General features: G+C 72.5%; 20 protein-coding genes. 11 read left to right on the top strand and 9 right to left on the bottom strand.

Features of this window, described 5'->3' with window-relative positions; genetic code table 11:
• Window positions 1–110: 110 nt before the first annotated feature.
• From NQU54_RS25315 to NQU54_RS25325, 3 genes are all read left to right on the top strand, one after another.
• Complete coding sequence (locus tag NQU54_RS25315; RefSeq protein ID WP_257633128.1) at window positions 111–671, top strand: hypothetical protein; 561 nt, start codon at window positions 111–113, stop codon at window positions 669–671.
• Between the two features lie 82 nt (window positions 672–753).
• Window positions 754–2,040, top strand: coding sequence for an ATP-binding cassette domain-containing protein (locus NQU54_RS25320; RefSeq protein WP_257633129.1), 1,287 nt, complete (start codon window positions 754–756; stop codon window positions 2,038–2,040).
• On the top strand, window positions 2,037–3,077 hold the full coding sequence (locus NQU54_RS25325) for an ABC transporter permease (protein WP_257633130.1): 1,041 nt from the start codon (window positions 2,037–2,039) through the stop codon (window positions 3,075–3,077). Before NQU54_RS25320 ends, NQU54_RS25325 begins: the two co-directional genes overlap by 4 nt.
• An 81-nt stretch (window positions 3,078–3,158) precedes the next feature.
• On the opposite strand, the gene NQU54_RS25330 is transcribed toward NQU54_RS25325, so the two are convergent.
• Window positions 3,159–3,476, bottom strand: a complete 318-nt coding sequence (locus NQU54_RS25330; protein WP_257633131.1) for an Rv1322 family protein — start codon at window positions 3,474–3,476, stop codon at window positions 3,159–3,161.
• Window positions 3,477–3,701: 225 nt separating this feature from the next.
• Between NQU54_RS25330 and NQU54_RS25335 the strand changes: the two genes are divergently transcribed.
• Window positions 3,702–4,757: an LLM class flavin-dependent oxidoreductase gene (locus NQU54_RS25335; protein WP_257633132.1), complete on the top strand. Its 1,056-nt coding sequence runs from the start codon at window positions 3,702–3,704 to the stop codon at window positions 4,755–4,757.
• A 37-nt stretch (window positions 4,758–4,794) separates the two neighbouring features.
• Here NQU54_RS25335 and NQU54_RS25340 read toward each other — a convergent pair whose 3' ends face one another.
• A complete protein-coding gene (locus tag NQU54_RS25340; protein ID WP_030823907.1) occupies window positions 4,795–5,187 on the bottom strand; it encodes an SCO5389 family protein in 393 nt (130 codons plus the stop codon).
• A 211-nt stretch (window positions 5,188–5,398) separates the two neighbouring features.
• On the opposite strand from NQU54_RS25340, the gene nucS reads away from it, so the two are divergent.
• Window positions 5,399–6,061: an endonuclease NucS gene (nucS, locus tag NQU54_RS25345; protein ID WP_180990889.1), complete on the top strand. Its 663-nt coding sequence runs from the start codon at window positions 5,399–5,401 to the stop codon at window positions 6,059–6,061.
• 1,473 nt (window positions 6,062–7,534) lie between these two features.
• Here the strand turns inward: nucS and NQU54_RS25350 are convergent.
• Complete coding sequence (locus NQU54_RS25350) at window positions 7,535–9,943, bottom strand: ATP-binding protein (protein WP_257633133.1); 2,409 nt, start codon at window positions 9,941–9,943, stop codon at window positions 7,535–7,537.
• Between the two features lies 1 nt (window position 9,944).
• On the opposite strand from NQU54_RS25350, the gene NQU54_RS25355 reads away from it, so the two are divergent.
• Window positions 9,945–10,508, top strand: coding sequence for a hypothetical protein (locus NQU54_RS25355; protein WP_257633134.1), 564 nt, complete (start codon window positions 9,945–9,947; stop codon window positions 10,506–10,508).
• A gap of 177 nt (window positions 10,509–10,685) precedes the next feature.
• Here the strand turns inward: NQU54_RS25355 and NQU54_RS25360 are convergent, their stop codons facing one another.
• From NQU54_RS25360 to NQU54_RS25370, 3 genes are all read right to left on the bottom strand, one after another.
• Window positions 10,686–11,009: an STAS domain-containing protein gene (locus NQU54_RS25360; protein WP_069866806.1), complete on the bottom strand. Its 324-nt coding sequence runs from the start codon at window positions 11,007–11,009 to the stop codon at window positions 10,686–10,688.
• Window positions 11,010–11,164: 155 nt separating this feature from the next.
• Window positions 11,165–12,013 carry a 3-hydroxyacyl-CoA dehydrogenase family protein gene (locus tag NQU54_RS25365; RefSeq protein WP_257633135.1) on the bottom strand — a complete coding sequence of 283 codons (849 nt, stop codon included), beginning with the start codon at window positions 12,011–12,013 and terminating at the stop codon, window positions 11,165–11,167.
• A gap of 105 nt (window positions 12,014–12,118) precedes the next feature.
• Complete coding sequence (locus NQU54_RS25370; protein ID WP_257633136.1) at window positions 12,119–12,760, bottom strand: TetR/AcrR family transcriptional regulator; 642 nt, start codon at window positions 12,758–12,760, stop codon at window positions 12,119–12,121.
• Window positions 12,761–12,839: 79 nt separating this feature from the next.
• On the opposite strand from NQU54_RS25370, the gene NQU54_RS25375 reads away from it, so the two are divergent.
• From NQU54_RS25375 to NQU54_RS25385, 3 genes are all read left to right on the top strand, one after another.
• A complete protein-coding gene (locus tag NQU54_RS25375) occupies window positions 12,840–13,622 on the top strand; it encodes an ABC transporter ATP-binding protein (protein WP_257633137.1) in 783 nt (260 codons plus the stop codon).
• Between the two features lie 132 nt (window positions 13,623–13,754).
• Window positions 13,755–14,510, top strand: a complete 756-nt coding sequence (locus tag NQU54_RS25380; protein WP_257633138.1) for an ABC transporter permease — start codon at window positions 13,755–13,757, stop codon at window positions 14,508–14,510.
• 10 nt (window positions 14,511–14,520) lie between these two features.
• The gene (locus tag NQU54_RS25385) at window positions 14,521–15,093 is read left to right on the top strand and encodes a cob(I)yrinic acid a,c-diamide adenosyltransferase (RefSeq protein WP_257633139.1); all 573 of its coding nucleotides are present in this window, start codon (window positions 14,521–14,523) and stop codon (window positions 15,091–15,093) included.
• A gap of 96 nt (window positions 15,094–15,189) precedes the next feature.
• On the opposite strand, the gene NQU54_RS25390 is transcribed toward NQU54_RS25385, so the two are convergent.
• Entirely contained in the window at window positions 15,190–15,741 is a 552-nt protein-coding gene (locus NQU54_RS25390) for a hypothetical protein (protein ID WP_069866817.1), read from the bottom strand.
• A gap of 172 nt (window positions 15,742–15,913) precedes the next feature.
• Here NQU54_RS25390 and NQU54_RS25395 point away from each other — a divergent pair, with 172 nt between their 5' ends.
• Both NQU54_RS25395 and NQU54_RS25400 read left to right on the top strand, forming a co-directional pair.
• On the top strand, window positions 15,914–17,128 hold the full coding sequence (locus NQU54_RS25395; protein WP_069866926.1) for a sensor histidine kinase: 1,215 nt from the start codon (window positions 15,914–15,916) through the stop codon (window positions 17,126–17,128).
• Window positions 17,125–17,841 (top strand): response regulator, encoded by a 717-nt coding sequence (locus NQU54_RS25400; protein WP_370684963.1) that lies wholly within the window; start codon window positions 17,125–17,127, stop codon window positions 17,839–17,841. Before NQU54_RS25395 ends, NQU54_RS25400 begins: the two co-directional genes overlap by 4 nt.
• Window positions 17,842–17,880: 39 nt before the next feature.
• Here the strand turns inward: NQU54_RS25400 and NQU54_RS25405 are convergent, their stop codons facing one another.
• Entirely contained in the window at window positions 17,881–18,330 is a 450-nt protein-coding gene (locus NQU54_RS25405) for a DUF2550 domain-containing protein (RefSeq protein WP_069866821.1), read from the bottom strand.
• Between the two features lie 120 nt (window positions 18,331–18,450).
• On the bottom strand, window positions 18,451–18,828 hold the full coding sequence (locus NQU54_RS25410) for a F0F1 ATP synthase subunit epsilon (RefSeq protein WP_069866823.1): 378 nt from the start codon (window positions 18,826–18,828) through the stop codon (window positions 18,451–18,453).
• Window positions 18,829–18,876: the final 48 nt, after the last annotated feature.

The following is an 18,876-nucleotide window of genomic DNA, read 5'->3' on the forward strand; positions in this document are numbered from 1 at the left end:
CGGTTTCGGGGAGGGGCGGGGTGGGGGAGGCAACCCCCCATGACCAACCGCACCCTCACATCCCTCGGCTTCGCCCCCCCCGGCCACCCGGCCACCCGGCCGCCGTCCCCATGGTCCCGGTCGAGGTGCACGGCATCGCGGTCGGCTGCTCAGCCCACATCGGCCGCTACGGCTACGTGGCCTCGGCCCCGTACACGGCACCGGGAGCCCGCACCCCGCTGGTCATCAGCTGGCTGGACGACGAACAGCTGGCGGCCGTGGACGCCACCGAATACCCCAACTACCGCCGCGTCCTGCTCTCCGGCGAGCAATACCCCATGCTCATGCCGTCCGGCGAGCGGCTGCCCGCCGCGTATCTCTACGTCGGCGAGCGCGGAGTGCTGATGTCCCCGGACGGCACCGAACGCCCCCTCCCCGGCGGCGGCGACCAGAGCGCCCTGCTCACCCGCCTCCTCGCCGGTTCGCCCCGGCTGCGGGAACTCCTCGGCCCCGACCCCCGCTCCTGGGTCACCCGCGCGGGCACCGACCCCGCCGTCCGTCGCGAGGGCACCCGGATCTTCCAGGAGGAGGGCTGGACACTGCCGCAGCCCGACCTCCTCCACCGCCCCCACCACGGGCCCGGCGGCGCCGTAGGGCCCCAGGGGCACGATGCGCTCTCAACTCCCGAATAGCGGGAACCGTCAACCCGCCGGTTATCCTCCTAACCCTCACCGGGGGCGAGCGCGCCCGACCCATGCTCATGAGGGGCGGACAATGATCGAGGCAGTCGGTCTGACGAAGCGCTACGGCGCCAAGACGGCCGTGTACAACCTGTCCTTCCAGGTGAGGCCGGGTGCCGTCACCGGCTTCCTCGGGCCCAACGGGTCGGGCAAGTCCACCACGATGCGAATGATCCTGGGCCTCGACGAGCCCACCGCCGGCCATGTCACGGTCGGCGGCTACCCGTTCGGCAAACTGCCCAACGCCCCCCGCCAGGTGGGCGCGCTGCTCGACGCCAAGGCGGTGCACGGCGGCCGCAGCGCACGTCAGCATCTGCTCTGCCTGGCCCAGCTGTCGGGGATCCCGGCCCGCCGGGTCGACGAAGTACTGGGCGTGGTGGGGCTCCAGAACGCGGCGCGCAAGCGCTCCAAGGGGTTCTCGCTCGGTATGGGGCAGCGACTGGGCATCGCGGCCGCCCTCCTCGGCGATCCGCAGGTGCTGCTCTTCGACGAGCCGGTCAACGGCCTGGACCCCGAAGGCATCCTCTGGGTCCGCAACTTCATGAAGCAGCTGGCCTCCGAGGGCCGCACCGTCTTCGTCTCCAGCCATCTGATGAGCGAGATGGCGCTCACCGCCGACCATCTGATCGTGATCGGGCGCGGTCAGCTGCTCGCCGATATGAACGTCAAGGACTTCATCTCCTACAACTCGGCGGACTTCGCACGCGTCCGCACCCCCGAGGGCGACCCGGGGCAGCGCGAGAAGCTGACCGCCGCGCTGAGCGAGGCGGGCGGCCAGGTGCTGCCGGAGCAGGACGGCGCGCTGCGGGTGACCGGGCTGCCGCTGCCGCGCATCAGCGATCTGGCGCATAAGGCGGACGTCCGGCTGTGGGAGCTCTCCCCGCACCAGGCGTCGCTGGAAGAGGCGTACATGCGGATGACGCAGGGCGCGGTGGACTACCGCTCGACCATCGACGAGCGCGCCGCCCTGCAACAGCCGCAGCAGCCGGTCCCGGGCGCGGTGCCGCAGGGCGCGCCGTACGGCTATGCGCCGGGCGCTCAGGGGCAGCCGGTGGGCTTCCCACCGGGGACCGTGCTGCCGGGGTACGCCGAGCCGCCGGCCCCGCCGCGCCAGCCGCACGCCCCGGGTGGCGCGATGCCCTCCGCACCTGCCGCACCCGCCCCACCTGCCGCGCCCGCCACCTCCGCCCCGGCCGCAGCCGCCGCCGCGATGCCGCCCACCGCGCCCCCGGCGGCTCCCGCCGCTCCCCCGGCCCAGCCGCCCGCGGCGCCGCCCGCCCCCGCCGATCTGACCAAGAGCGACACCGAGGACGCCCGATGACGACCCCGTACCAGCAGCAGTCCCAGGCGCCCATTCCCCCGCAGAGTCCCCCGCAGAGTCCGCCGCAGAGCCCTCCGCAGGGTCCGCCTCAGGCGGCCCCGCCGATGCCGCCGCAGGCCCCGCACCAGACGAACCCGTACCAGGCGGCACCGCACCACCACGCCCCGCACCACCACACGCAGCCACCGCAGCCGCCGCATCAGCAGATGCCGTCCGGGCCCCCGTCGCAGCCGTACGCCGGTGTCGGCCCGTACACCTCGCCGATACCGGTCCGGCGCACCAGCCTCGGCAACGCCCTCGCCTCCGAGTGGACGAAGATCAAGTCGGTGCGCTCCACGATCTGGACGCTGGGCGTGATGGTCGCGCTGGTGATCGGGATCGGACTCCTGGTGGCGGCGACCACCGCCGACTCCGACTACGACACGGTCCCCACCACCCTCCCCGGCTTCTTCGGCACCCTGCTCGGCCAGCTGTGCGTCGTCACCCTCGGGGTGCTCGTGATCACCTCCGAGTACAGCACCGGGATGATCCGGACCACCCTCACCGCCTGCCCGCAGCGCTCCCGGGTGCTCACCGCCAAGGCGCTGGTCTTCTTCGCCCTCTCGTTCACCAGCACGACCGTCGCGCTCGTGCTGGTGGCCTACGCCAGCATGGGGATGCACAGCGGGCCGGCGGTCGCGGAGCCGACCGGCGACCAGATCCTGGGCGCGACGGTCGGCGCGGGGCTGTATGTGTCGCTGCTGGGGCTGCTCTCGCTGGCCGTGGGAGCCATCCTGCGGCACTCCGCGGGCGCGATCACCACGATGCTCGGTGTGATGCTGCTGCCGTCCATCCTCCCCGCGTTCCTGATGATGTCGGACAGCCTCCGCGATCTGGGATCGAAGATGCTGGAGTACTCCTCGCCCCAGTCGCTGGCCTCCCTCTTCCAGATCGACGACGGTCTGAACAACGGCTGGCCCCAGCTGTCGGTGCTGGCCGGGATCACGGCGGCGGCGATGGTCGCCGCGTACGCGCTGCTGGAGAAGCGCGATGTGTAGGACGATGCACAGAGCGATGTGCAGAGGGATGCGCAGGGCCTACGAGGGTGGCCCGAGCGGGATGTGCGGCGCCTGAGACGGTCAGTACCGCGGCGCGTTCCGGGACCGCTGGAGCTTGGCGCTCCGGCGGTCCCGTGCGTTCCAGCACGCCTTGTGCCAGTGGCGCCGGTCGTCCGCGCCCATGTGCTGCTGCCAGGCGACCACATGCGCGACCCCCGGCGGAATCTCCTGGTCGCAGCCCGGGCAGCGGTAGTGCTTGGCGGCCGCTCCGCCGCCGACCTGCCGGACCACCCACTCCTCGCCCTGCCAGGTCTCCATGCGGTCCAGACTGTTACGGTTCATGCCCTCGTGGCCGACGGGCTTGTCGCCGCCTCGCGGGCGGTTTCGGCGTGGAGACACGGGGCACCTCGACAGAGCTGGGAGCTAACGGGCTGTGACCAGCGTACGCGCTACGGTCACCGTCCTGGTAAGCCGTCGTCCACACCCACACTCCGATCATCATGAAAACTTCTTGCCAAGCCGTGCCCTTGGCACGTGTCAGGCGTTATTGCCTGTGAAGCCTGCGAAGGGGGATGAGGCGGTGCCCGCGCCGGCATGTCAGCCGCGACAAGGAGGCAGATCACGATGGATGTGGGGGCTTTCATCCTGGCCGCTCAATTCCCAGGCCAGGGACAGGAGGAGGCGCTGCACCGGGCGGTGCGGTCGGCCGAGCTCTCCGAGGAGACCGGGCTGGACGCGGTCTGGGTCGCCGAGCACCACTTCGTTCCGTACGGGGTCTGCCCGTCCGCGGTCACCCTCGCCGCGCTGCTGCTGGGACGTACCCGCCGGATCGGCGTCGGTACGGCGGTGAGCGTACTCCCGACCGCGCATCCCGTCGCTCTGGGTGAGCAGGCGGCACTGCTCCACCTCCTCTCCGGCGGCCGGTTCACCCTGGGGGTCGGCCGCGGCGGCCCCTGGGTGGATCTCGAGGTCTTCGGCTCTGGACTGGGCGCGTACGAGCGGGGCTTCCCCGAATCGCTCGATCTGCTGCTGCGCTGGCTGCGCGAACCACGGGTGGGAGCGGACGGCGAGCGGTTCGCGTTCCGCGAGGTGACGGTGGTGCCGCGCTCCGACGACGTCCCCGCCGGGCAGGCGGTGGGCGCCCCGCGGGTGATCGCCCCGCAGGTGATAGTCGCCTGCACCTCGCCCAGCAGTGTGCGGCTGGCCGCCGAGCGCGGTCTTCCCATGCTGCTCGGTATGCACTGCGGGGACGAGGAGAAGGCCGAGGTGGTCGGCCTGTGGCGGAAGTCCGCGCTGGCGGCGGGCCGTTCACCGGAGGAGGTCGAGACGGTGGCGGCGCGCCATGTCTCGGCCGGGGTGGCGCAGATCGCCGACGACCGGCCCGCGGCGGCCGAGGTCCTGACCAAGGCGATGCCCGGCTGGCTGCGGCAGGGGCTCGAGGCGCATGTGACGGTCGACGGCCGGGAGCGCCGGATGCGCGACCCGGTGGCCTATGCGGAGCTGCTGTGCGAGCTGCATCCGGTGGGGTCGCCACGGCTGTGCGCGGACCGGCTGGCGGCGACCGCGGAGCGCACCGGGATCCGCCGGTTCGCCCTGCTGGTCGAGGGTTCGGGCGATCTGGCGGCCACCGAGGAGAACGTACGACGGCTCGGTGGTGAGGTGCTGCCGCTCCTGCGCTGATACACCTCCCCCTGGTGGAGCGGCAGCGGAAGTCGCGTCAGCAGTCGCGGAGTTCGGGTGACTGGTTGAGCAGCTGCCCCCGGACCGAGGTGAAGCGGGCGAGGCGTTCGTCAGCCGATGCGTCCATCGGGAAGACCGCCACCCGGTGGCAGTTCTGGAAGGCCAGCCGCACCCCGAAGTGGCGCTGGAGCGCGCCGCGTATCGCGTCACTGGCGAGTGCGCGGAGCAGTTGACCGCGTGCCTGCTCATTGGGTGGCGGCGTCTGGTTGTCGGCGAACTCCCCGCCGTCCACCTTCAGCTGGGCCACCAGCGAGCTGATCATCTCCCATGCGTAGGGTAGGGAGTTCCGGACGCAGTCGACGAAGGCCGCTTCGTCGACCTCGCCTCGCTCGGCCTGTTCGAGCAGGGCCGGTGAGACGTCGAGCGACATGGGTTCTCCTCTCGCGACCCCGCGAGCGGGGTCTCAGGGATGGGAAGGGCGGACGGCGACGCAGCGTGCCCGTCCGACGACCGCCCGCTTCAACGGTAATTCGGCCACTGCGCCCGCACCAGGAGAACGGGCACACAACCAGCCATCTCCGAAGGGGTCCATCGCCGGACGAATCGCGTGGAGCGGCGGTGGTCGAGTAGCGTTGCCGACCATGCGTCTCGTCATCGCCCGGTGCTCCGTGGACTACGCCGGCCGCCTCACCGCCCACCTTCCCTCGGCACCCCGCCTGATCCTCGTCAAGGCCGACGGCAGTGTGTCCATCCACGCGGACGACAGGGCCTACAAACCCCTCAACTGGATGTCTCCGCCGTGCACGCTGAAGGAAGGCGACGACGATGTGTGGACGGTCGTGAACAAAGCGGGCGAGAAGCTCATCATCACCATGGAGGAGGTCCTCCATGACTCCTCGCATGAGCTCGGCGTGGACCCCGGCCTGATCAAGGACGGTGTGGAGGCCCATCTCCAGGAGCTGCTCGCCGATCGTATCGAGACACTCGGCGATGGCTGGACGCTTATTCGGCGTGAATACCCCACTGCCATTGGCCCCGTGGACATTCTCTGCCGCGACGCGGACGGGACGACGGTCGCCGTGGAGATCAAACGCCGTGGTGAGATCGACGGCGTCGAGCAGCTCACCCGCTATCTCGAACTCCTCAACCGGGACCCGCACCTCGCCCCGGTGAAGGGCGTCTTCGCCGCCCAGGAGATCAAGCCTCAGGCGCGTGTGCTCGCGACGGACCGGGGTATCGGGTGCGCGGTGCTGGACTACGACGCGCTCCGGGGCATCGAGGACGACAAGCTCCGCCTGTTCTGACGCGGGGCCCTCTCCGACGCGAGGCCCTCTCCGACGCTGGGCCCTCCCGGACGTGGGCCCTTTCCGCCGCGGGGCCCTCTCCGACGCTGGGCCTTTCCGACGCTGGGCTCTCCCGACGTGGGGACCTCTCCGACGCGGGGCCCTCCGCGACGCTGGGCTCTCCTGACGTGGGGACCTCTCCGACGCGGGGCCCTCCGCGACGCTGGGCTCTCCCGACGTGGGGACCTCTCCGACGCGGGGCCCTCCGCGACGCTGGAGGCTGCCCGTACGCCCCTTACGCCCGTACGGGCTCGCTCCCGGCACCCGAAGCCGGGCCCCTATGGGGCATGCGGCGGACCACGCGGCGGAGCCGCATATCGGCGCTTTCCCCTCCCCGCCCCTTCCCGATACCAGGGGCTCCGCCCCTGGACCCCGGGACCTCTGGACCTCTGGACCTGGGGCGGAGCCCCACCACGCGGCGGAGCACACATCGATGCTGCGGGAAGGGACGAAGCCCCGACCCCGGCCCGGGGCGGAGCCCCAGGCCGGGGCCCGGCACAGACCAGCCCGGGGCCCGGCGCAAGCCCGCCCAAGGGCTGGGGCAGAGCCCCGCTCCGGGGTCTGGCGCAGACCCGCCCGGGGCCTGGAGCGGAGCCCCAAGCCGGGGCCCGGCACAGACCCACCCGGGGTGTGGGGCGAAGCCCCAATCCGCCCGGCACAGACCAGCCCAGGGCGCGGGGCAGAGCCCCAAACCGGAGCCCGGCACAGACCGGCTCAGGGCCTGGGACGAAGCCCCAAACCGGAGCCCGGCACCCACCAGCCCAGGAACCTGAAGCACAGCCCCAATCCGGGGCCCAGCGCAGACTCGCCCGGGGCCTGAAGCAGAGCCCCAACCCGGGGCCCGGCACAGACCAGCCCGGGGCGTGGGGCAAAGCCCCGCTCCGGGGCCTGGCGCAGACCCGCCCAGGAACCTGAAGCAGAGCCCCAAGCCGGGGCCCGGCACAGACCCACCCGGGGCGCGGGGCGAAGCCCCGCTCCGGGGCCCGGCGCAGACCCGCCCAGGGGCTGGGGCAGAGCCCCAAGCCAGGACCTGGGCCAGAGCCCCAATCCGGAGCCCAGCACAGACCCACCCAGAGCCTAGAGCGGAGCCCCAACCCAGGGGGCCCGGCGCAGACCCGCCCAGGGGCTGGGGCGCGGCCCCAATCCGGGGCCCGGGGCGGGGCCCCGCTTCGGGGGCTGGGGCGGAGCCCCAGTTGTGGGAAGGGGCGGGGAGGGGAACAGCTCGCCGCAGGCGTCAAGATCCGGCGGACAGCCCCTGGGCTGACCACATCCCGCCACGGGGGCGGGGCGCCCTCTGGCGCGATCCGGCGCCCACGCCCGGCGCTGCCCACACCCGGCGCCGCCGACGCCCCGTGCCCGCCACGCCCCGTGCCCGCGACGCCCCGTACCCACCGCGCCCCGTGCCCCGGCGCCCCGCGCTCCCAAGCCGCGCGACTACGCGACCGGGCTGGCGGTGCTCGGCGCCATGTGGGTGGTGGGGGCGCTCGCGGTGGTGGAGGTGTCGTCGGTGGGGGTCGTGGTCGGGGACGAGGTGGTGGGCGTGGGCTTGGTGGGCTCACCGGTCGGGGTCGGCGGCTTGCTCGTCGGCGGCTTGGTCGTCGGCCGCGGGTCGGAGGTCGTCGGGTCCGACGACGGGGGCGAGGGCGGCCGCTCGGTGTCCGAGGGCGTACCGCTCGTGGACGACGGACCGCCGGACTCCGTGGAGTCGCTGGGCGAGGCGCTGTCGCTCGGCGCGGTCGGGGAGGTGGACGTCAGCGGTGTTCCGCTGAGGCCCGGCTGGGGGGCCTGGCTGGTGCCGCTCGTGGGCTCGTCGGCGGTCAGCCCCTTGTCGTCGTCCCGCTGACTGGCCGACCGGCCCGGCTTGACCTTGTCGGCGGGGTTGTGGGAATCGTCGCCCGAGGTGGCGCCCAGGGTCACCACGGTGCCGAGCACGGCCACCAGCAGCACGCCCGCGGCCGCCGCGACCACATTGCGCCGGGTGCCCCGCATCGCCAGCCGACGCGGCCCGCGCGGCTTGCCGCCGGAGCCACCGGATCCGCCGGACGGCCGGGCGGGGCCGGAAGCGGCGGTGGAGGCGCCGACGAGCGCCGTGGGCGCGGTGGAGGCCGTCACGGCGGGCCGGGAGGCGGCCGGGACCGCGGCCGTCACCGCCGTCGTCGCCGTGTCGCCCAGGGCGGCCATCGGCGTCGTGGCCGCCGCCTTCGGGGTGACGATCGTGGTCGCCGTGTCGTCGGGCACGGCGCCCGCCGCCGAGGACTCGTCACCGCCCTTACGGTTCCCACCGCTCGCCCCGAACGCCCCGGCCATCGCCGAGCCGGGCGAGCGGTCGGCGACCAGCGCCAGCGCGCGCCGCCCCGCGACCGTGCCCCGCTTGTCCGCGAGGACGCCGCGCAGCCCGATGGACGCCTCGAGTTCGGCGCGGGCCCGGTCCAGATTGCCCGTGCACAGCGCGAGGACGCCCAGCTCATGGTGGAAGTACGCCTCGTCCGCGACCTGCCCCGCCAGCCGCGCGGCCTCCTGGCCGTGCCGCACCGTGCGCTCCCAGGCGCCCCAGTGCAGCGCCGCGGCGAAGGCGGGCGCGGCGGCGCGGGCGAGCAGCACGGCGGCGTCGGCGTGGCCCGCCTCCCGGCTGCCGATGAGCGCGGTCAGCGCCGCGAGGATCGCGTCGGCCTCGGCGGCGACGCGCTCGGGGGCCACCGAGGGGTGGCCGGCCCACCAGGCGTAGTGCCGGGCGACGGTGTGCGCGCGCCCGGCGTCCTCGTCGGCGTAACCGGCCTCCGCGAGCTGGGCGGTGACGCGCGCCGCCAGTCGGTAGTGCGATCCGGCCGGGGTGACGAGACCACAGCCGAGCAACTCGCCGAGAGCCGCCTCGGCGTGGGTGTCCGCGGACAGCGCGGGCAGATGGGCCTGGTGCGGGCATTCACCGCCGAGCGCGACCGCGAACCGCAGGGCGTCCTGGGCCGCCTCGCCCAGCGGTCCGGCGAGCAGCGCGGCGGGGGACGCCGCCTCGGCGATCGAGGGCAGCGGAGCCTCGGAGCCCCCGTCCGCCTCCCGCGCGGAGGCGTCGTCGCCCAGGGCCTCCCGCTGCCGCAGCAGCGCGCCCGCCTGGACGAAGCGCAGCGGCAGCCCCTCGGACTCGAACCACAGGTCCGCCGCCCAGCTCGCCTCGTCCTCCGCCAAAGGCCGTCGTGCGGCCCGCTCCAGCAGGTCGAGACCGGCCGTACGGCTGAGCCCGGAGAGGAAGACCTCCTCCAGGTGGGAATCGGCGGACGGCGCCGGGACATCGGGCGTGGCGGAGATCAGGAACGCGCATTCGGGGGTCGCGTCGAGGAACTCGTCCAGCGCGGCGCCGCCGAACTCGATGTCGTCGAGGACGACGACCGCACCGACCTCCTGGACCGACTCCAGCAGCTCCGCGCGGTCCGGCCGGTACAGCGGGGCGCTGAAGACGGCGGCGTAGAGGTCGTGGAGGAGATCGGTGGGAGTGCGGTGGTACCCGGTGAGCCGTACGACACCGTCGGGCGCCAGCCGTTCGCAGTCGGAGGCCACGGCGTCCAGCAGGGTGCTGCGCCCCGAACCGGAGGGCCCGGTGACCCGCACCGAGCGGCCGCGGGCGAGCAGCCGGGCGAGCCGCTCCCGCTCCTCGTCGCGCTCCAGCATCGGCAGTTCGGGCAGGACGGTGCCGGACGGGCGCGGCGCGGCGGCCGCGCGGCGCAGCTCGGCCCGCTCGTCGGGGTCACGGCGCTCGGGCCGGGCGCGGCGCTCTCCGGGCGGACAGGGTTCTATCTCGCTGCCGTCGACGGGGTTGACCGTGAGCAGATGGTCACCGGCGACGATGCGCACGGTGCGGGCCGGAGACTCGGAGGAGGACGAGGAAGAAGCAGAGGACGCGGAGGAAGCAGCGGACGCGGAGGAAGCAGCGGACGCGGAGGACGCGGAGGACGCGGAGGACGCAGAGGACGCGGAGGACGCGGAGGACGCAGAGGACGCGGAGGACGCGGAGGACGCAGAGGACGCGGAGGACGCGGAGGACGCAGAGGACGCAGAGGACGCGGAGGACGCAGAGGACGCAGAGGACGCGGAGGACGCGGAGGACGCGGAGGACGCGGAGGACGCGGAGGACGCGGAGGACGAAGAAGAAGGAGAAGAAGCGGAAGACGCGGAGGAGGCGGCCGCGCCGGGCACCGGCGCGCCCAGAGGGGGCGTCGGAACATCCCCCGGCAGCCCCGACGGCCCCGACGGCCCCGGCGGCGCGGGCGGGCGCGACGGCGAGCCGCCGCCCGGACCGTCCGCCGCACGCGACGCACCGGAAGCCGCACCCGGGGCGGTCTCGTCGTGGCCGTGCTCCTGCGATCCGCGGTTCTTCGGGTCCATGGTCCTTGCCCCCCAGATGCGTGGCGTGCTGTAAGGCTCCCCGGCCTGCCTTCGCTTCTGGTCCGGTGCCGCCGTAGGGAATGTGTCCGGCAACCACCGAACCCCGGGCCGTATCAGACGGCCTGGACCTGCTCACAGTATCCACCGCGCCGGAGGACGCCCACGCCACCCCGGGTAACACATCACCCCCCGGGTGACCGGTCCGCGCCGCTCAGACCCGCGGCAGGGATTCCGCCTCCAGCCCGCCTTCGATCGCCAGGATGCGGTGCAGCCGGGTGGCCACCAGCAGGCGCTGCATCTGGGGCGGCACCCCGCGCAGCACCAGCCGTCTGCCCACCCGGCCGGCCCGGCGGTGGGCCCCCATGATCACCCCGAGACCGGTCGCGTCCCAGGAGTCCAGTTCGGTGAGGTCGAGGACGAGGTCCCCGCCGCCCGCGTCAACGGCAGTGTGCAGGGCCGTACGGGCGTCCGCCGCACTCCGGACGTCCAGTCGGCCCCCGACGACCAGCTCGGCGTGGTCGCCCTTGATGTGCATATGCGCTCCCCAATACGGTGCGTCGTGTCGTCAATGCGCCATTTCTGTCTACAGAACTGACTGCCTCTCACACGAGGAAGTTGCCGTCTGTAAGCGAACCGATACCGAATTCACCCAGGAGGGTGAGTTCCGGAACTGACGCCGCAACAGAGCCCTCAGTAGCGGTAGAAGCCCTCTCCGCTCTTACGGCCGTTGTCCCCCGCGTCGACCATCCGGCGCATGATCTCCGGCGGTGCGAACTTCTCGTCCTGCGACTCGGTGTAGATGTTGTCGGTGGCGTGCAGCAGGATGTCCACGCCGGTCAGGTCGGCCGTCGCGAGGGGGCCCATCGCATGGCCGAAGCCCAGCTTGCAGGCGGTGTCGATGTCCTCGGCCGTGGCGACCCCCGACTCGTACAGCTTCGCCGCCTCCACGACGAGGGCGGAGATCAGCCGGGTGGTGACGAAACCCGCGACATCGCGGTTGACGACGATACAGGTCTTGCCCACGCCCTCCGCGAACTCCCGTGCGGCGGCCAGGGTTTCATCGCTGGTCTTGTGACCGCGGACCAACTCGCACAGCCCCATCATCGGCACCGGTGAGAAGAAGTGGGTGCCGACGACCCGCTCCGGGCGCCGGGTGGCCGCGGCGATCTTGGTGATCGGGATGGCGGAGGTGTTCGAGGCCAGGATCGTGTCGTCCTTGACCAGCTCATCGAGGGCGCGGAAGATCTCCCGCTTGACCTCGACCTTCTCGAAGACCGCCTCCACCACGACATCCGCGTCCGCGGCGGCGTCGAGGTCGGTCGTGGTGGTGATCCGGCCCAGCGCCCGCTCGGCCTCCTCCGCCTCCAGCTTGCCCTTGGAGACGAACTTGTCGTACGAGGCCCGGATGCCGTCCGTGCCGCGGCGCAGCGCCTCGTCGGTCACATCGCGCAACACGACGTCCCAGCCCGCCTGGGCCGAGACCTGCGCGATACCGGACCCCATGAGTCCGGCTCCGATGACCGCGAGCTTCTTGGCCACGACACACACCTCTCTGTTCCGTCTGTTCCGTCTGCTCTGCGCGACAGTCCGATGTGCCGGACCTTAACGCCCGTTCACCCCCGCGGACAGCCCTCGTAACGCGCGTCACGGTGTGTTCTTCACCGCATAGTTGAGGACCGTGTCGCTCAGGAGCGACTCCATGACGTCCACCTCGCGGAGGGCGTCCTCGGCCACCTGGTCCACACCGCCGCCTTCCGAGAGCCCGCGGATGATGGAGCGCAGCACGGCGTTCTGGAGCCCGACGAGCTGGTGCGCGATGAACTCGGGGGTCGGGTCCCGCGGGGCGGCGCCGGCCTCCTCGCGCAGCGTGACACCGAGCTGGTGGACCGCCTTGCCCTGGATCACGAAGAGCCGGGCCATCAGCGCCGGGGACTCCACGATGACCTGCCGGAACCGCTCATAGCCCTCGCTCAGCCCCACATAGGCGTGCCGCTCGCGGATGTCCTGGCGCAGCTGGTCCATCAGGGCCCGCGCCGCCGACCGTCCGGGCGGGCGCTCCCGTACCAGCCGGGAGGGGCGGTCGACGACCTCCTCCTCGCGGTCGACGAAGAGGTCCTCCTTGGTCGGGAAGTAGTTGTAGACCGTGTTGACGGAGACCTCGGCCGCCTCGGCGATCTCCGCGATCGTGACCGCCTCGAAGCCGCTGGCCATGAACAGCCCGGTCGCGACGTCCGAGATGTGCTGCCTGGTCTGCCGCTTCTTCCGCTCCCTGAGTCCCTCCGCCATGACCTCATCCTAGCTTCGCTGGTGCTCATTGATTTTTGGGGTGATTGCAAAAATAGAGCTGCTCTGTTTTTCTGGGTCCATGGCAGTCATCACGACGAACGGCCTCACCCACACCTTCCGGACCAAGCGCGGCCCCGTGGCGGCCGTGCGCGGTATCGACCTGACCGTCGAACGCGGTGAGATCCTCGGCTTCCTCGGGCCCAACGGAGCGGGCAAGACCACCACGCTGCGCATGCTCACCACGCTGCTCCCGCCCACCGGCGGCAGCGCCACCGTCGCCGGGCACGACCTCGCCCGCGATCCGGCGGGGGTGCGCCGGCGGATCGGCTATGTGGCCCAGTCCGGCGGGGTCGACCCGACCGTCTCCGTACGGGAGGAGCTGGTCACCCAGGGGCGGCTCTACCGGATGGACAAGGCCGAGGCGGCCGCCCGCGCCGCGGAGCTGGCCCGGGACCTGGGCCTGACCGAGCTGCTGGACCGCCTCTGCGGCGCGCTCTCCGGCGGGCAGCGGCGGCGGCTGGACATCGCCCTCGGGCTGGTCCACCGGCCCGAGGTGCTCTTCCTGGACGAGCCGACCACCGGGCTCGACCCCGGCAGCCGCGCCGATCTGTGGCAGCTGATCCGCGGGCTGCGCGCCGAGCACGGCATGACGGTCTTCCTGACCACCCACTACCTGGACGAGGCCGAGGCGCTGGCCGACCGGCTCGTCGTCGTCGACCAGGGTCTGGTGGCCGCCGAGGGGACGGCACAGCGGCTCAAGGCCGAGTACGGCGGCTCACCGGACGCCACCCTCCAGGACGCGTTCATCGCCGTCACCGGGCGCGGCACCGCCCCGCAGACCCCCGCTCCGCTCGCCGTCTGACCCGGAGGACACCGCACGTCCCGAAGGACACCGCACGCCCCGGAAGACGCCCCGCACGTCCCGGAAGACACCGCAAGCACAGTAATCGCCGCAAGCACCGTAAGAACCGCAAGAAGTCCGCCCGAAGGCCCGATGCCTCATCTCGTCTCCGACACGGCCCTGATATTCGGCCGCTACGCCCGCCAGACGCTGCGTTCCAAACCCGCCCTGATCTTCGGAATGGTCCAGCCGCTGCTCTTCCTCGTCTTCTTCGGCCCGCTGCTCACCGATCTGCCGCTGGGCGGCACGGCGAGCTCCTGGCAGACCATCGTCCCTGGAATCCTCGTCCAACTCGGCCTGTTCTCCGCCTCGTTCACCGGGATCGGGCTGATCCTCGAACGGCGCACGGGCGTCATCGAGCGGATGCGGGTCACCCCCGTCAGCCGGCTGGCGCTGCTGATGGGCCGGGTGCTCAAGGACGTCGTACAACTGCTGGCGCAGTCCCTGGTGCTGGTGTGCGTGGCCGTGCTGCTCGGGCTGCGCGCCCCGGTGCTGGGCGTGGCGATCGGCTTCGTCTTCGTCGGCGTGCTGACCGTCTCGCTCGCCTCGCTCTCCTACGCGCTGGCGATCCGGGTGTCCTCCCCGCAGGGGTTCGCGCCGGTCATCAACTCCGTCACCATGCCCGCGATGCTGCTGTCCGGGATCCTGCTGCCGATGTCGCTCGGGCCCCGCTGGCTCGACATCGCCTCGCACTTCGTGCCGTTCCGCTATCTCGTGGACGGGGTGCGGGCCGCCTTCGCCGGTGAGTACGGGGACGGGAAGATCGCGCTGGCCGCGCTGGTCGCCTCCGGACTCGCGGTGGTGGCCGTCACCCTCGGCGCACGGCTCTTCCGGCAGGCCGGGGCGTAGGCTCGAACCCATGGTCAATCTCACCCGCATCTATACGCGTACCGGGGACACGGGAACCACCGCCCTCGGCGATATGAGCCGCACCGCCAAGACCGATGCGCGGATCGCCGCGTACGCCGACGCCAACGAGGCGAACGCGGCGATCGGGGTGGCCATCGCGCTGGGCCGGCTGCCCGCCGAGATCGTCAAGGTGCTGGTCCGCGTCCAGAACGACCTGTTCGACGTGGGCGCCGACCTGTCGACTCCGGTGGTGGAGAACCCCGCTCATCCCCCGCTGCGCGTGGAGCAGAGCTATATCGACAAACTGGAGGCGGACTGCGACAGCTTCCTGGCGGATCTGGAGAAGCTGCGCAGCTTCATCCTCCCCGGCGGCACCCCGGGCGCGGCGCTGCTGCACCAGGCGTGCACGGTGGTGCGCCGCGCCGAGCGCTCCACCTGGGCGGCGCTCGCCGAGTACGGGGACTCGATGAACGCGCTGACCGCCACCTATCTCAACCGGCTCTCGGATCTGCTGTTCATCCTGGCCCGCACGGCCAACAAGGAGGTCGGCGACGTCCTCTGGGTTCCGGGCGAGAACCGCTGAAACCCCATGAGCCCCGCCGGCACCGGCGCTGCGCGATGGCGCGGCCGGGGCCGACGGGGCGGGGCGGGGCCCGGCGCCGTCTGCCTGCTACGGGGGTTAGCGGGCAGACGACGCGGAGCGCTCCCGCTTCGGAAAGAGCGTGTAGCTGAGCGCGATCGCCACGTTGATGCCGATCAGGAAGAGCATGTTCCGCTGCCAGTCGCGCAGCGAGCCGATCTCGCCGTCGTCGCCGACGTACCAGATCCCGCCCTGGAGCAGCGCGAGGGCGATGACCGCGGCCAGCACCCAGCGGCCCGCGGTCTTCCACTCGTGCAGCGTCCGCGCCGCGCCGTACTTGGCCGGCTTGACCGGCGGCGGGCCGCCGAAGAAGCGGTGGGCCACCCGGGCGTCGACCCATTTGATCGTCGAATGGCCGAGCGCGGCCGAGTAGCCGATGTAGACCGCCGCGAGGCCGTGCTTCCAGTCCGGTTCGGCGCCGTTCCTGAGGTCGATCACGGTCGTCACGAACAGCACCACCTCCAGCACCGGCTCGCACAGCAGCACCACGGTGCTCGCCTTCGGCATCTTCGCCACGTACCGCAGCAGGAGGCCGATGCCCAGCAGCACCCAGAAGCCGACCTCACAGGCGATGATCAGCGCGACAACCACGATGTTTCCTCTCTCGGTCTGCCCTTGGCCCCCAACCATCCCCGGCGATCAGGTCACACGCGTCGTCGGCGGCGATGAAACCCGACTGCATCCTTCGATGTACGCGGCCGGGCGGCGGGCCCGGTCCCAAGGGGGAGGCCCGGCGCGGAGCGCGCATGGTGTGATGGGTGCCATGCCGTCCCGTCCCCACTTCCCACCCCCACATCGGCATGACGTCCTGATCGGCCTCGCCGGACTGCTCGGCGGGGTCCTGATGTGGGTGATGGGGGTGCACAACAACCAGTCGTTCCTCCATACGCCCACCTGGCTGGGGCTGATCGCGCTGGTCGTGGTCTCGGCGGCCGAACTGCTGCGGCGCTCCAGGCCCCTCGTCGGCCTGGGCGTGGGGACCGTCGCGCTCGCCGCCGACATCCTCAGCGGCGGTCTCGCCGTGACGTTCCTGATGTACACCGACCTGGTCTACGCGGCCGTCATGTACTCGGGGCCCGTCGCGGCCCGGCGCATCCCCCGGCTCTGCGGGCTCCTCACGGGGCTGGCCACCGTGGTGCCGCTGGCCATCTACAGCGACCCCCTGGCGCTGCTGGTCGGCACGTTCGTCGCGCTGCTCACCCTCACCCCGGCATGGACCGGGGCGGTGGTCCGCAACCACCGCGAGGCGGCCGAGGCCGCCCGTCTGGAGACCGAACGCGTCGCCCTGCTGGCCGAGTTGGACCGGCGGGAGGCGGTCGCCTCCGAGCGCTCCCGGATGGCGCGCGAACTCCACGACATGGTGGCCAACCACCTCTCGGCCATCGCCATCCACTCCAGCGCCGCGCTCTCCCTGAAGGACCCCGCCGCCACCGACGAGGCGCTCGGCGTCATCAGGGAGAACAGCGTGCGCGGCCTGGCCGAGATGCGCCGGCTGATCGGGCTGCTGCGGGACCCCGGGGAGACCGCGGAACCCGCCGCCACCTCCACGCTCGACGCCCTCGACACCCTGCTGGAGCAGGCCCGCACCAACGGCCGCCCCGGCGGCCAGGACATCGTCCTGTGCGATGAGCGGCCGGACGGCGCCGCCCCGCTGCCCGCCCCGGTCGAGCTCGCCGCGTACCGCATCGTCCAGGAGTCGCTCACCAACGCCCTCAAGCACGCCGCGCCCGGCCGGGTGGACGTGACGCTGGCGCATCGCACGGACGGCCCGCTCGAGGTCAGCGTGATCAGCCCCTACGGCGAGAGCTCCGGCCCCCGGGCGCCCGGCTCCGGCACCGGGCTGATCGGGATGCGCGAGCGGGTCACCCTGCTCGGCGGCACCCTCGACGCCGGCCCGGTCACCGGGCCCCAGGGCATGGTGTGGCGGGTGCGGGCCGCGCTGCCGCTGGGGGACGAGAGCGTCCAGAGTGTGACATGACCCTTCGACGACCAGGAGCCACCGTGACCCCGCCCGCCCCGCCCTCCGGTACCGCGTCCGCCCCGATCCGGGTTCTGGTCGCCGAGGACCAGGGCTCGGTCCGCTCCGGGCTGGTGCTGATACTGCGGTCCGCCCCCGATGTCGAGGTGGTGGGCGAGGCGGTCGACGGCCTCCAGGCGGTGGAGATGGCCCGTGCGCTGCGCCCCGACGTGGTGCTCATGGACGTGCAGATGCCCCGGCTGGACGGGGTGTCGGCCACCCGCCAGGTGGTCGCGGAGCGGCTGGCGGATGTGCTGGTGCTGACCACCTTCGACCTCGACGAGTACGTCTTCGGGGCGCTGCGCGCCGGCGCCTCCGGGTTCCTGCTCAAGGACAGCGAGGCGGCCGACCTGATCGCGGCGGTCCGTACGGTGGGGCGCGGCGAGGGGATGATCGCCCCGGCGGTCACCCGCCGTCTGATCGCCGAGTTCGCCCGGCCGCAGGCCGCCCCCTCCCCCACCACGCCGAGCCCCGAGGTGCTGGCCACGCTCACCCCGCGGGAGCGGGAGGTGCTGGCCTGTCTGGGGCAGGGGCTGTCGAACGCGCAGATCGCGGCGCGGCTGACGATGGCGGAGGCCACGGTGAAGACGCACGTCAGCCGGCTGCTGAACAAGCTGGATCTACGCAGCCGGGTGCAGGCCGCGGTGCTGGCCCAGGAGCTGGGTGTGCGCTGAGCGGATCGACGGCGGACCGGGGCGCTCCCGGCGGAGCGCCTAGGCGACGTTGACGCGCTGGCCCGGGGGCGCGGCCTCCAGCCAGGCGAGAAAGCCGGTCAGCGCGTCCTCGCTCATGGCCAGCTCCAGCCAGACGCCGCCGTGCCGACAGGCGAGCACCACCGCGTCGGAGAGCAGCGCCAGCTCCTCCTCGCCCTTGGGGGTGCGCCGCTCCAGGACCTCGATCGAGGCGCGCTCCAGGACCCGCCGGGGCCTGGGGGCGTACGAGAAGACCCGGAACCACTCGATCCGGTCACCGTTGTAGCGGGCGACCCCGTACACCCACCCCTTGCCGCTGGGCTCGGATTCGCCGGTGGGCGGCTCCCAGCGCAGTGAGCAGTCGAAGGTTCCGCCGGACCGCTGGATCAGCCGCCGCCGGAGACCGAAGACGAAGAGTCCCACCACCACCAGCGCGACGACCACGCCGCCCACAAGCAGAGCGAGGACCATCTTCACCGACCTCCTCGCGTCATCCGGAAAAACCGCACCTGCATCGCCTCAGCCGCGGACCGCTGAAGGAGAGCTCCAGCGAGGTCCGCGGCTGAGGTTTTCCGACCGTACGTGACAGGCTCAGTGCGCTCCCGCCACCGCGCGCAGCCGGACGTCGGCGCGCCGCTCGGCGGCGGCGTCCGCCTCCGACTTGGCACGCTCCAGCGCCCGCTCCGCGCGCTTGACATCGATCTCGTCGGACAGCTCCGCGACTTCGGCCAGCAGTGAGAGCTTGTCTTCCGCGAACGAGATGAACCCACCGTGCACCGCGACGACGACCGTTCCGCCGTCGACCGAACGGATGGTGACCGGGCCGGACTCCAGCACACCGAGCAGCGGCTGGTGGCCGGGCATGACGCCGATGTCACCCGATGTGGTGCGCGCGATGACCAAGGTGGCCGCACCGGACCAGACACTACGGTCCGCCGCGACCAGCTCGACGTGCAGCTCAGCAGCCAACGTGGCTCCTCGGGTCTCTCCCTGCCGGGTCGGGCAGGGCTTTCGTCA

It is taken from the genome of Streptomyces malaysiensis subsp. samsunensis (assembly GCF_024519315.1).
Taxonomy (GTDB): Bacteria; Actinomycetota; Actinomycetes; order Streptomycetales; family Streptomycetaceae; genus Streptomyces; species Streptomyces malaysiensis.

Bases quoted from the DNA above. Each gene is read 5' to 3' on its own strand.
- NQU54_RS25320 (WP_257633129.1), top strand. From the start codon at position 754: ATGATCGAGGCAGTCGGTCTGACGAAGCGCTACGGCGCCAAGACGGCC.
- NQU54_RS25380 (WP_257633138.1), top strand. From the start codon at position 13,755: ATGCCTCATCTCGTCTCCGACACGGCCCTGATATTCGGCCGCTACGCC.
- nucS (WP_180990889.1), top strand. From the start codon at position 5,399: ATGCGTCTCGTCATCGCCCGGTGCTCCGTGGACTACGCCGGCCGCCTC.
- NQU54_RS25385 (WP_257633139.1), top strand. From the start codon at position 14,521: ATGGTCAATCTCACCCGCATCTATACGCGTACCGGGGACACGGGAACC.
- NQU54_RS25325 (WP_257633130.1), top strand. From the start codon at position 2,037: ATGACGACCCCGTACCAGCAGCAGTCCCAGGCGCCCATTCCCCCGCAG.
- NQU54_RS25400 (WP_370684963.1), top strand. From the start codon at position 17,125: ATGACCCTTCGACGACCAGGAGCCACCGTGACCCCGCCCGCCCCGCCC.
- NQU54_RS25370 (WP_257633136.1), bottom strand. From the start codon at position 12,760: ATGGCGGAGGGACTCAGGGAGCGGAAGAAGCGGCAGACCAGGCAGCAC.
- NQU54_RS25335 (WP_257633132.1), top strand. From the start codon at position 3,702: ATGGATGTGGGGGCTTTCATCCTGGCCGCTCAATTCCCAGGCCAGGGA.
- NQU54_RS25405 (WP_069866821.1), bottom strand. From the start codon at position 18,330: ATGGTCCTCGCTCTGCTTGTGGGCGGCGTGGTCGTCGCGCTGGTGGTG.
- NQU54_RS25395 (WP_069866926.1), top strand. From the start codon at position 15,914: ATGCCGTCCCGTCCCCACTTCCCACCCCCACATCGGCATGACGTCCTG.
- NQU54_RS25340 (WP_030823907.1), bottom strand. From the start codon at position 5,187: ATGTCGCTCGACGTCTCACCGGCCCTGCTCGAACAGGCCGAGCGAGGC.
- NQU54_RS25360 (WP_069866806.1), bottom strand. From the start codon at position 11,009: ATGCACATCAAGGGCGACCACGCCGAGCTGGTCGTCGGGGGCCGACTG.
- NQU54_RS25315 (WP_257633128.1), top strand. From the start codon at position 111: ATGGTCCCGGTCGAGGTGCACGGCATCGCGGTCGGCTGCTCAGCCCAC.
- NQU54_RS25375 (WP_257633137.1), top strand. From the start codon at position 12,840: ATGGCAGTCATCACGACGAACGGCCTCACCCACACCTTCCGGACCAAG.